Here is an 11,846-nt window from a genome sequence, read left to right on the forward strand (position 1 = left end):
TGTCTAGTATGGATTTCCTTCAATTTAGCAATCATTTGAGTTGTTATCAAAGCCAACCAGATTCTTTTGCAATGTTGGCTGCCTCTGTTCGATTACCAGCATCTAGTTTCGAAAGAATATTGGTGACATAGTTTCGGACGGTTCCATTTGATAGATAAAGCTGATCCGCGATTTCTTGATTAGACAAGCCCTGAGCAATCCCCTTTAAAACAGCGATTTCTTGTTCTGTTAACGGGTTAGGGTGCGTCATCACCACTTCCATCAATTCAGGCGAATATTCCTTGCGTCCTTCGAGAACAGTGTGCAAGGTTTGCATGAGGTCTGCAATGCTTCTTTCTTTCAAGACATAAGCATCCACTCCAGCCTTGACCGCACGTTCAAAATATCCGGGACGTTTGAAGGTCGTCACCACAACTACCTTTGTTTCTAGCTTTTCTGCTCGTATCCACTCCAAGACTTCGAGGCCTGTCTTAACAGGCATTTCTACGTCAAGAATGGCGATATCCACAGACTCTTTTTCTAAAAGTTGGATTGCTTCTTGGCCATCCTTGGCTTGTAGGACAGACTCTACATCTGGTTGAAAGGTAAGCAACTGGCACATAGCATCTCGCAACATACTTTGATCTTCTGCAACAAGTAGTTTCATCTTAGTTTCTCTCCTTATAAGGTAGCCGAACCTGCACTTCAGTAGGCTGCTTTTGACTGATCACCTTTACTTCTCCTGAAAATGGAAGGACACGGTCTCGAACGGTATGGAGCTCATCCCCTTTTAGAGAAGCAAATCCACAGCCATTATCTCTCACTGTTAGAATGAGTTCTTTCTCTGTTCGTTCTAATTTTAAGTAGGCTTTCGATGCTTTGGCATGTTTGATGATGTTGGTCACTAACTCAAGTAAAATCATGGAGGCCGTTGATTCTAACTCCTGAGTTAGGCTAGCTGTATCTAGTTGGTGATTGATTTCCGTTTCAATTCCTGCAATTTCCAGCATTTTTTTAACAGTCGCAAATTCGGAAGCAAGGGTTCTTGTTTTAAGATTTTCGATAATTGTACGAACTTCATTCATGGATTCTTTACTGATCTGATGAATTTCTTTTAATTCTTTTTCCACTTGAGGATAGGCCTGCATTTGGAGAAGCTGGAGGGCAAGGTCCGTCTTCACACTCAACATGGCAAAAGTATGGCCTAGGCTGTCATGGAGGTCCTGACCGATACGACTGCGTTCATTTTCAGCCAAGAAAAGATTAAGCTTGGCATTTTGTTTCATCTTTTCTTCTTTTAACTCTTCTGCTATACGAATTCGATAGAGACCAAAAGTCAAGGCATCAGAAAAGACAAAAGTCACCAAGAAAAAGAGGAGTTGCCAGGGACTAACTTGATCGACCATATAAATCCCTGTCAAAATCAAGGGTTGCAAGACAATAAAACTGACAAAACGCCAAGAGTGAAAAGATATCTCATCCAGTTGGTAAATGAGGAGGTTTGATAAATAAAAGATAAACCAAGCGAAGCTCCCATTCAGCCAGACGGAACTGTAAAAAATGTAGGCAAGCATGATCCACCAAGCCAGCCACTGCACGGTGCGATTCTGACTGACTAAAACCGAATAGAAAGCTAGGACAAATAGTAGAGTCCATAACAAGGTTAAAAGCGGGTACTCTCCAACAATGACACCCGCTATAGGAAAGATGATAAACACTGTTGAAATATGAAACATATAATGAATGTTTTTAAATTTTTCCAACATAGATTTATTTTACCTCGATCCGTTTTTTCAGTTGGATGACCAAGACACCAAAGAAAACTGTATAACCTAGTACAACCAAGGCAGCAAGAATGTTAAACTCGTGGTGCTCCAAATAAGTAGAGACAACCTGCATCAGTTGATAGGTTGGGGTCAGTTTTCCAATGGATTGGAGCCATTCTGGGAAGGAACTCAAAGGGAACCAGAGTCCACCGAGGACAGCCAAAGCAATGTAGGCAATATTTCCAATAACCGTCATCAGTTGGGCGCTGGGAAGCAAGCTCACCAATACCCCCATGCTGATAAAGACCACGCTTCCGACCAGCAAAACAACTCCAATCACCAACCAATCAAGCCAAGGCAGAGTCACTCCACGGACAAAATGACCAACCGAAAAGACAACTATAATTGATAACAAGAAAGTCAGCAGAGTACTGAACAGTTTTGATACATAATATTCTACCATAGATACAGGAGAATGTTGAAGCAATTTTTGCCAGTTATTCGTCTTGTCAGACTCGAGTGTGCTAGGGATACTGAAAAAGGCGCTTGACATGATACTAAAGAGCGTCATGGCAAAAAGATAGGCTTTAAGAACAATTTCTGGAACATCTGATCCTGACATCATACCAGAAAATATAAGGTAAAACACACTTGGAAGTCCGATGGATAGCAAGTAGTAGACTGCTTGCCGTTTCATCTGAATGATTTCCACTTTCATGAGACTTGTCATATTTTTCATCATCAATCTCCTTTAGTCTTGAGTCGTTTCGAAGATACTGTCTAAGAGAGTTCGATTGCGAACTTCAATTTCTTCAATCGTGCAGCCCTGTTCTTGCAAGACTTTCCATACCTGGCTAGCTTCTTTGGTGGTGAAGGAAAGGGCATTTTGCTTGATTTCAATCTCTTGAACCTGGTCCAAAGTGCTGATAAATTCCTGATAAGTTAGAGGTACCGTAAAATGTTTTTCTTGTTCTTCACCACGCATGGCATAAGGCGTCGTATCGCGAATCAATTCTCCCTTGTGGAGAACCAAAATGCGGTCAGCCGTATGCTCTACCTCTTCGATGTAGTGAGAAGAATAAACAATGGTCACGCCATTTTGCTTCAACCGATCGACAATCTCCCAAAAATGCTGACATGTCGAGGTATCCATGGCAGCAGTCGGCTCATCTAAAAATAGAATTTTCGGACGACCGATTAAAGACAACACAAAAGAGAACAAACGTTTTTGCCCCCCAGACAACTTGCCCGCTAGCTGATTTTTCTGCTTGTCTGAGAATCTTAGCAAGTCATCAATTTCTTTGTCTGAAAGGCTGTCGGGATAAAGTGACTTGAAAAATGATAGAAGTTCTTTCACTTTCAAGCTTTGAACAACTGCATTTTCTTGGGGCAAGACAGAAATAAGCTGCTTTAATCGAGGATCTGTTGGCGCAAACCCTTGAATGGCTATCTGACCTGAGCTCATGAACTTGTCGCCCAAGAGGCAATCAATCAAGGTTGTTTTTCCTGCTCCGTTAGGACCGATCAAGGCGACACATTCTCCGTCATTGATTTCAAAAGAGATATCACGCAAGATCTCCTTGTCTTTTATTTTCTTACTCAATTTCTCAACTTTAATCACAGTCATGAGATTCTCCTTTCAACCACTTCATTCCCATAGGGAAAACAATGAAAATCATAAATCCAAAACCCCAAGCACCACGAATGAATTGGCGAAGCAAGGTTTGGTCAAACCAACCAGTAAACATTTCCACTAACCATACTAAGAGTGACAGGCCGATAAAGAGATAGATGATTGCCTTTTTCATTCCTCAAACTCCTTTTTCACATCTCTGACTAATTTTAAACCTTCTCTAACAAGCCAAGACATCATTCCAAAGCCAGCAAATAGCTCCCAAGGAAAATGATAGAAACCCTCGTCCAATCCTGAAAACATGAGATAGGTCATAACTCCTGCTGCTACTAAACTCACTGCGACAATCATTTTATTTTTCATTTCTTCTTCCTCCATTTCATACTTCAATTATAGTCTTTTGAAGTTGGCGGAGCTAGATGCTTCTGTCACTAGGAAATATGACAAATGTCATAAAAAAAGAAAGTTGCAAAATCAACTTTCTTTTTAATCAATTAAATTTTTATTCCACACTGAAAAGATATGGATATACGGGTTGTTGACCTTGGTGAATCTCTACTTCAACATCTTCGAATTCTTCTGCGATTTCTTGGGCAATTTCATTGGCAAGTTCTTCGCTTCCGTCTTCTCCGACATAGAAAGTCACGATTTCACTATCTTCGTCCAACATGTGTTTCAATGTTTCTGTCAAGGTTTGATGCATGTCAGGATTTGACACGAGGATTTTCCCATCTACCATACCAAGATTGTCATTTTCATGAATTGCTAATCCATCGATAGTTGTATCACGAACGGCTGTTGTTACACTTCCGCTTACGACATCGCCAAGGGCTGCAGTCATGCGTTCTTTATTTTCTTCGATTGATTTACTTGGGTCAAATGCAAGAAGACTCGTCAATCCTTGAGGAATTGTACGTGCTTCTACCACAACAGCAGGTTGTTCAAGCACTTCAGCCGCAGACTGAGCTGCCATAAAGATATTTTTGTTGTTCGGCAAGAAGATGATGTTGCGAGCATTGACCTGTTCAACAGCCTTGATAAAGTCTTCTGTTGAAGGATTCATCGTCTGACCACCTTCGATGACATAATCCACACCTTGGGCACGGAAGATATCTGCCAAGCCTTGACCTGCTACTACTGCGATAAGGGCGTACTCTTTTGTTTCAGCGGGCTTATTTCCTTGAGTCGCTTCTTTTTCAACTTGCGCCTCGTGTTGATTACGCATGTTGTCCACTTTGACCTTGATCAAGCTACCATATTTAAGACCTTCTTGCATAACAAGACCTGGATCTTCTGTATGGACGTGAACTTTGACGATTTCATCATCATTGACAACAAGGAGCGAGTCACCGAGTTCATTCAAGTAGTTACGGAATTCATCGTAGTCAAAGTCCTTAGAATAAGTTGGACCTTGTTTGAGAGCTACCATAATCTCCGTACAGTAACCGAAGGTAATATCCTCAGTTGCCACATGACCTGCTACAGACTTGTGGTGCTCTGCATTGATCATTTCACTCATGTTTGCAGGAGTCGCTACAAAGTCCTCAGAAGCACTGTATTCACCAGTAAGAGCTGAAAGGAATCCTTCGTAGATGAAAACCAAACCTTGACCACCTGAGTCTACCACACCAACTTCCTTAAGGACTGGAAGCATTTCTGGTGTCTTAGCCAAAGCTGCTTTTGCGCCTTCCAAGGCTGCACGCATGACCTCAACAGCATCATCTGTCTCCTCGGCTTTTTTCTTAGCTCCAATAGCCGCTCCACGAGAAACAGTCAAAATGGTTCCTTCAACTGGTTTCATAACCGCTTTATAAGCTACTTCGACACCGGATTGGAAGGCAAGAGCCAAGTCTTGACCTGTTAATTCATCTTTTTCCTTGATAGCCTGAGAGAAGCCACGGAAGAGCTGAGAAGTGATAACCCCTGAGTTCCCACGCGCACCCATCAAAAGACCTTTAGCAAGAATGCTCGCTACTTCTCCAACTGTAGAAGCAGGCTTGTCTGCTACTTCTTTGGCACCATTTTCAATGGTCATTCCCATGTTTGTCCCAGTATCCCCATCTGGAACTGGAAAGACGTTCAATGAATTGACATATTCTGCTTGCTTATTCAAACGAGTTGATGCAGCCTGCACCATCTCTTGGAATAAACTGGTAGTAATTTTTGACACGATTATTCTCCTACAACTTTGATATTTTGAATGTAGACATTCACAGTCTGAGCAGTAATTCCTAGTTGATTTTCTAAACTAAAACGAACACGCTCTTGAATGTTTTTTGACACTTCGCTTATCTTTATTCCGTAGCTCAACACGGTATAAACATCAACTGCGATGCTACCATCTTCGGCTGCCTTCACGACAACACCCTTAGAATAATTTTCCTTACCAAGGAGGGCTTGGAAATTGTCTTTGAGGGCATTTTTACTAGCCATACCGACCACTCCAAAAATCTCAGTTGCGGCACCACCTACTACGGTTGCAATCACTTCATCTGTCAGTTCGATTTGACCATCTTTTGTATTAATTTTTACAGTCATTTTTTTTACCTCAACTAGTTGATACTCTATTTTATCATATTTCAGCCCAAGTGTAAAAGCAGAATGCTGTATCGGCGGATATTTATACTCAATGAAAATCAAAAAGCAAACTAGGAAGCTAGCCACAGACAGTACTTGAGTACGGCAAGGCGAAGCTGACGTAGTTTGAATTTGATTTTCGAAGAGTATTACTCTATTTTTTAAATGGTTTTATCTCTAGAGCAAAAGAAAAAGACCTAAGCGGTCTTTTCATTTTTATTAAACGCGTTCAACTTTACCTGATTTCAAAGCACGAGCTGAAGCCCAAACTTTTTTAGGTTTACCATCGATAAGAACAGTAACTTTTTGAAGGTTTGGTTTTACGGCACGTTTTGTTTGGTTCATCGCGTGTGAACGGTTGTTTCCTGATACAGTCTTACGACCTGTAAAGTAACATACTTTAGCCATTGTGTTTTCCTCCTATTAGATCTAATATAGCGGATGTGCTAGCACCACATACTGTACTATGTTATCACACTTTCTCTATTTTGGCAAGGAAATTCGAAGACTTTTTTTATTTAACGTAAACAACTCCAAGTTTACCAAAAGCGACTTCCCCACGAATAATCAAGGTTTTGTTTGTTGGGGCTACAGGAGCATCTGCCTTAGCTGCACCAAAGGATGTTTCTACTTTCAAATCGACACGCCAGTGTTGTGGAACATAGACGGTTGCATTTCCGAAAGCCACTTCAATATTTAAAGTCGCAAAATCACCTAACATCTCTGCATTGTCATAGTAGATTTTAGCGTCCCCAAAAGCGACTTCCACTTGGTCGTCTACAATATCTTGATCTTGCTTATAGAAAGTCCCGCTTCCAAATACGACTTCCTTATCTGTGATGACTGTTCGTTCACCGTTGTACCACCATTTTTTCTCATGCCAGAACTTACTTGAATGTGTCAGATAACCAACACCGAGTACTACCAAGATGCTAGCCCAGATGAGAGAATGATTGGTAACTGGCAACAAGTCATAAGCGTAATTTGCAATGATGAGTGCCAGTAAACCTGTAAAAACTGCCGCAGTTAGATGGCGTCTAAGGATAGACTCAATGGACTTATAAGCAAAAAAAACAATTCCTAGCAAAGGCCATATCTTACCATCCAAAGAAGGAATGCCAAAATTTCCTTGCAGCAAGATCCAAGCTGCTAAAACCAATAAAATAATACCAAATGCTTTCTTTTTCATGTTTTTTACCTCATGTTTCTTAGATTTTCTTTTAGGAGGGATTGGTAATGCCGTGAGACATGAACCTCCTTGTGCGTCTGATAAAAGGAAATGGTACCCGTTCCTGAAAAGGACTTGTCCACCGAGTATATCTGACGGATGTTTGTGATCGTTGACTTGGACACTCGACTAAAATAGCGAGGCAAGATGGACTCCAACTCATAGAGTTTGAGGCGAACCTCATAGGCTTCCTTCTGGGTATGAGCGTAAATCTTGCTACCGTCGGTTTCAAAGAAGAGAATTTCTGACAGGTCTAGATAATATTCACCTGTCCCCTTGTAAAAAGTCAACCTCGGAGCCTTTGACTCTTGCAAGAGCCGTTGCAAGTCTGCAATTTCATCTGTCAAAGTGGGGGTCTTGATGACAATTTCAGTCTCCTCTAAATTGTCGTCAATCTCAATTCGTAACTTCATCACATCTCCTTTCTGACTCTACTATATCAAAGCTAAGTTAGGAATACAAGGGTAAAAAAGCAAGTGGTCAATATGAAGCAGTAAGTGGTTGTAGGACCAGCCTAACTTACATGTCAGAATAGGAAGAAAAGGAACCCCCACAACAGACCGCAGACATAGCCAACCAAGACGTCCTTTGGATAATGCACACCACCTAATACTCGGACCAAGGCTAAGACTCCTGAGCAAATAAGCAAGATCATTCCGATCAAAGTCCAAGCATGGAAATGGGCCATGGAGATGATAGTTGCCGAAAAGACATGACGACTGGGCATAGACTGTCCCGAACTATCCTTGTCAAGCAGAGGACTGATGTCCCAAGTTTCATAAGGTCGAGGGTGATTGATTTTCTTACGAAACAGGGACAAGATCACAAAGCCCGAGGCAGGGATAAACAAATAAATCCCAACTTGCTGACTAAGTCCTAGTTGCAGGTAAGTGGTGACTAGCAAGGCCAGGTAGACCAGGGGCATGGTGACTGTCATCAAACGATTGAAACTGCGTAACAGAAATAAAAGAGGGGGATGGCTGGTGAGTCTGGAGCTGATATTTCGATACCATTCTTGATAATTTTTCATTTATAATTCTCATTCATTACCTTGTTTTCGTCTACTGGTGAGACGTTTGTCTTCTAGTATAGTGCAGAAAAAGAAGGCCGTCAAGCCTTCTTTTGATTTATTCTTCTGCTTCGTCTTCTGTAAATTGACTATTGTACAAGTCAGCGTAGAAGCCACCTTGCGCCATCAGCTCCTCGTGATTGCCTTGCTCAATAATATTACCATCTTTCATGACAAGAATCAAGTCGGCATTACGAATAGTTGACAAGCGATGGGCAATGACAAAGGAAGTTCTTCCCTCCATCAAACGGTCCATGGCTTTTTGGATCAATTCCTCTGTACGTGTGTCGACTGAGGATGTCGCTTCATCCAAAATCAAGAGCGGTGCATCTTTCAACAAAGCACGAGCGATAGTCAAAAGCTGTTTCTGTCCAACAGACAAGGTCACAGTGTCATCCAAAACAGTATCGTAGCCATCTGGCAAGGTCATGATAAAGTGGTGGATTCCCACAGCCTTGCTAGCTTCTATCATCCGCTCATCGCTGATGCCTGTTTGATTGTAGATGAGATTATCTCGAATGGTTCCTTCAAAGAGCCAAGTATCTTGCAAGACCATTGAAAAGGCATCGTGTACTTCTGAGCGCTTCATATCCTTGGTATCGACACCATCGATACGGATACTTCCCTTATCAATCTCATAGAACTTCATCAAAAGATTGACAATGGTTGTCTTACCAGCTCCAGTAGGTCCAACGATAGCGACCTTCTGACCTGCATGAGCTGTCGCAGAAAAGTCATGGATGATGGTGCGTTCTGGTGTATAACCAAAGGACACATGATCAAAGACCACTTCTCCTCTCATGCCAGTCAATTGTCTTTCCTTATGGGATTCATCCTGCATCTCAGCTTCACCTAGAAATTCAAAGACACGTCCCATGGCTGCACTCGCTTGTTGCAAGCTGGTAATCCCTTGGGCAATCTGTGACAGGGGTTGGGAGAAGGTCCGTACGTAAACCATAAAGGCTACAATAACCCCGATAGTGATATGCCCTTCTAACGCCAGCGCGGCACCAACGATGATGACCAAAACATAGCTAAAATTCCCAACAAAGAACATGGCTGGCATCATGATACCAGAGATAAACTGAGATTTCCAGATGCTGTCGTGCAAGTTTTGGTTTAAACCTGCAAATCTCGCTTTGGAGGTGTCTACTGCGTTGTAGCTCGTTACAACATTGTGTCCCGAATACATTTCTTCTACGTAACCATTGACGGCCGCTAAATTATTTTGTTGGGCTTTAAAATAACCCTGTGACTTGGCCATAATTACAGAAACTGCCGCAAAACCAACAAGGGTTGATACAACGGTTACCAATGCCAAAATCCAGTTCATGCTAAACATGGTCACCAAGACAGCAATCAACAAGAAACTAGCTGAAAGAACTGTCCCTAGACTTTGGTTGAGAGATTGCGCCGCCGTATCCACATCATTGGTCACACGAGATAGAGTGTCCCCTTGCGAATGACGGTCAAAATAGCCAAGGGGCAAACGATTGATTTTTTCAGCGATTGCTGTCCGCAAGCGTTTTGAAAAATGCTGAATGCTCGTTGAAAAGATATAGGCCTGTGTATAGTTAAGGATGGCGCCAAATACATAGAGAATCACTAAAAAGCTAGCAATACTTGACACAGCCTCTAAATCAATTCCTGTCATCAAGCCATCTGAAATCAAGTTAGTAATTTCTTTAATCTTAGTTGGACCATAAACGGTAATGATACTTGAAATGACTGCAGCCACAACTGCTATTAGGAGAGGGAGTTGGAGGCCTGCCATATAAGATTTGCACTGTTTCCAGACCGAAACTTTTTTATTTTCCATGTTCCAATTCCTCCTTCGATAGTTGTGAGTAGGCAATTTCTTGGTAGACTTCGTTGGTAGCTAGAAGTTCCTTGTGGGTGCCTTGTCCCACGACTTTTCCTTGATCCAAGACTAAGATCAAGTCTGCATCCATAATAGTAGAAATGCGCTGCGCTACGATAAGTTTGGTCATGGATTTTGTTTTCTCAGCTAGCTCTTGGCGCAGGACACGATCTGTCTTGTAGTCCAAGGCTGAGAAAGAGTCATCAAAGATGAGAATCTCTGGTTTACGAGCCAAGGCACGCGCAATGGCCAAACGCTGTCTTTGACCTCCTGAGAAGTTGGTTCCGCCTTGAGCCACTTCTGATGCAAGTCCTGCTTCCTTGTCCTCGATAAAGGTTTTAGACTGGGCTAATTCCAGAGCTTGCCACATAGCAGCTTCGCCTAGAGGAGTTTCTTTGCTCTTACCAAAATCTAGATTGTCCTTAACATCTCCTGAGAAGAGGACTGCTTTCTGCGGAATATAGCCAACCTTATTGCGCAAGTCTACCAAGTCGTAATCTTGCACATTAACACCATCTACTAGAATTTCTCCCGCGGATACATCGTAAAAACGAGGTAGTAGGTTGACCAGAGTAGATTTACCAGAACCAGTTGAACCGATAAAGGCCACAGTTTGACCCGCTTCTGCTTTGAAAGTGACATGTTCCACGACTGCTTCAGAGTTCTTAGAGTAGCGGAAAGTCACATCACGAAATTCCACTTGTCCTTGAACTGAAGGGTCCGCTGTCTGTGCATGACTAGGATTTTCAATAGAAGAATGCAAATCCAATACTTGATTGATACGTCCTGCAGAAACCAAGGTACGAGGAAGAACGATAAAGAGTGCTCCCATGAGAAGGAAGCCCATCACGACCTGCATAGCATAGGACATGAAGACCACCATATCACTAAAGAGTGGCAGACGTTCTGCCAAACTTGCATCGTTGATGATATAGGCACCAATCCAGTAAATGGCTAAGGTCAAACCGCTGGAAATCGCCATCATAATAGGGTTCATAATCGCCATCAATCGATTGACAAAGAGATTGAGACGAGTCACCTCATCATTGGCTTCTTCAAATTTCTTATCTTGGTAATCCTCGGCATTATAAGCACGAACAACCCGAATCCCAGTCAAACTTTCGCGAGTGATGCTATTGAGTTTATCTGTCAATTTTTGAATGACAGATTGTTTTGGAAAGGCTAGAGTAATGAGAACAGTGGTCATCAAGACATTGACAATGACGGCCACCACTACTGCCCAGAGCCAGTATTCCGACTTCCCAAGGATTTTTCCAATGGCCCAGATGGCCATGATAGGCCCACGAGTCACTACCTGTAAGCCCATAGTAAAGAGCATCTGAACCTGCGTAATATCATTGGTCGTTCGAGTCAAAAGACTGGGGATTGAAAAACGTTTGATTTCCGTTTGCGAAAAATCTAGAACACGATTAAAAATATCTCTTCGCAAGTGAGTCGTGTAAGACGCTGCAACACGAGAAGCAAAAAATCCAACTGTTACAGAAGACAGAAAGGCTAGGAGAGATAAGCCCATCATCTTGGCAGCAGGAGACCATAGTTGTCCTAACTCCGTACCCGGTGTTCCAATCAATTCTGTTATTTCTGAAATGTAGGTCGGTACCTCTAACTCGAGATAGACCGAGAAACAAGTGAAAAGAATCGTAAGGACAATCATCCCCCACTCTTTTCCTGTAATACGTTTAGCAAGTTTCTTCATTCTCTCCTCCTATTCT

The 11,846-nt window shown here is 42.2% G+C and carries 14 protein-coding genes; all 14 read right to left on the reverse strand.

The features are described from left to right. Positions 1-46: 46 nt before the first annotated feature. Positions 47-646, reverse strand: a complete 600-nt coding sequence (locus HMPREF1516_RS04400) for a response regulator transcription factor (protein ID WP_000772065.1) — start codon at positions 644-646, stop codon at positions 47-49. 1 nt (position 647) lies between these two features. Further along, a complete protein-coding gene (locus HMPREF1516_RS04405) occupies positions 648-1,745 on the reverse strand; it encodes a sensor histidine kinase (RefSeq protein ID WP_033605882.1) in 1,098 nt (365 codons plus the stop codon). A gap of 4 nt (positions 1,746-1,749) precedes the next feature. Next, positions 1,750-2,484, reverse strand: a complete 735-nt coding sequence (locus HMPREF1516_RS04410) for an ABC transporter permease (RefSeq protein ID WP_033605883.1) — start codon at positions 2,482-2,484, stop codon at positions 1,750-1,752. 12 nt (positions 2,485-2,496) lie between these two features. Next, positions 2,497-3,372: an ABC transporter ATP-binding protein gene (locus HMPREF1516_RS04415; protein WP_033605885.1), complete on the reverse strand. Its 876-nt coding sequence runs from the start codon at positions 3,370-3,372 to the stop codon at positions 2,497-2,499. Then, on the reverse strand, positions 3,359-3,553 hold the full coding sequence (locus HMPREF1516_RS04420) for a hypothetical protein (protein WP_033605886.1): 195 nt from the start codon (positions 3,551-3,553) through the stop codon (positions 3,359-3,361). Before HMPREF1516_RS04420 ends, HMPREF1516_RS04415 begins: the two co-directional genes overlap by 14 nt. Continuing rightward, entirely contained in the window at positions 3,550-3,756 is a 207-nt protein-coding gene (locus HMPREF1516_RS04425) for a hypothetical protein (RefSeq protein WP_000390701.1), read from the reverse strand. Before HMPREF1516_RS04425 ends, HMPREF1516_RS04420 begins: the two co-directional genes overlap by 4 nt. A gap of 124 nt (positions 3,757-3,880) precedes the next feature. Next, positions 3,881-5,548, reverse strand: coding sequence for a DAK2 domain-containing protein (locus HMPREF1516_RS04430; protein ID WP_000036685.1), 1,668 nt, complete (start codon positions 5,546-5,548; stop codon positions 3,881-3,883). Positions 5,549-5,550: 2 nt separating this feature from the next. Then, positions 5,551-5,916, reverse strand: coding sequence for an Asp23/Gls24 family envelope stress response protein (locus HMPREF1516_RS04435; RefSeq protein ID WP_000216435.1), 366 nt, complete (start codon positions 5,914-5,916; stop codon positions 5,551-5,553). Positions 5,917-6,174: 258 nt separating this feature from the next. Continuing rightward, positions 6,175-6,363 carry a 50S ribosomal protein L28 gene (gene rpmB / locus HMPREF1516_RS04440; protein WP_001140948.1) on the reverse strand — a complete coding sequence of 63 codons (189 nt, stop codon included), beginning with the start codon at positions 6,361-6,363 and terminating at the stop codon, positions 6,175-6,177. Between the two features lie 106 nt (positions 6,364-6,469). Further along, on the reverse strand, positions 6,470-7,144 hold the full coding sequence (locus HMPREF1516_RS04445) for a LiaF transmembrane domain-containing protein (protein WP_033605887.1): 675 nt from the start codon (positions 7,142-7,144) through the stop codon (positions 6,470-6,472). Positions 7,145-7,149: 5 nt separating this feature from the next. Beyond that, a complete protein-coding gene (locus tag HMPREF1516_RS04450; RefSeq protein WP_033605888.1) occupies positions 7,150-7,596 on the reverse strand; it encodes a LytTR family DNA-binding domain-containing protein in 447 nt (148 codons plus the stop codon). Positions 7,597-7,709: 113 nt separating this feature from the next. Beyond that, on the reverse strand, positions 7,710-8,213 hold the full coding sequence (locus HMPREF1516_RS04455) for a phosphatase PAP2 family protein (RefSeq protein ID WP_000800935.1): 504 nt from the start codon (positions 8,211-8,213) through the stop codon (positions 7,710-7,712). A 97-nt stretch (positions 8,214-8,310) separates the two neighbouring features. Next, complete coding sequence (locus tag HMPREF1516_RS04460; protein ID WP_000428396.1) at positions 8,311-10,071, reverse strand: ABC transporter ATP-binding protein; 1,761 nt, start codon at positions 10,069-10,071, stop codon at positions 8,311-8,313. Beyond that, the gene (locus HMPREF1516_RS04465) at positions 10,061-11,830 is read right to left on the reverse strand and encodes an ABC transporter ATP-binding protein (RefSeq protein ID WP_033605889.1); all 1,770 of its coding nucleotides are present in this window, start codon (positions 11,828-11,830) and stop codon (positions 10,061-10,063) included. The genes HMPREF1516_RS04460 and HMPREF1516_RS04465 overlap by 11 nt, the downstream gene beginning before the upstream one ends. Positions 11,831-11,846: the final 16 nt, after the last annotated feature.

Source organism: Streptococcus sp. CM6 (assembly GCF_000526095.1).
GTDB lineage: Bacteria > Bacillota > Bacilli > Lactobacillales > Streptococcaceae > Streptococcus > Streptococcus oralis_BW.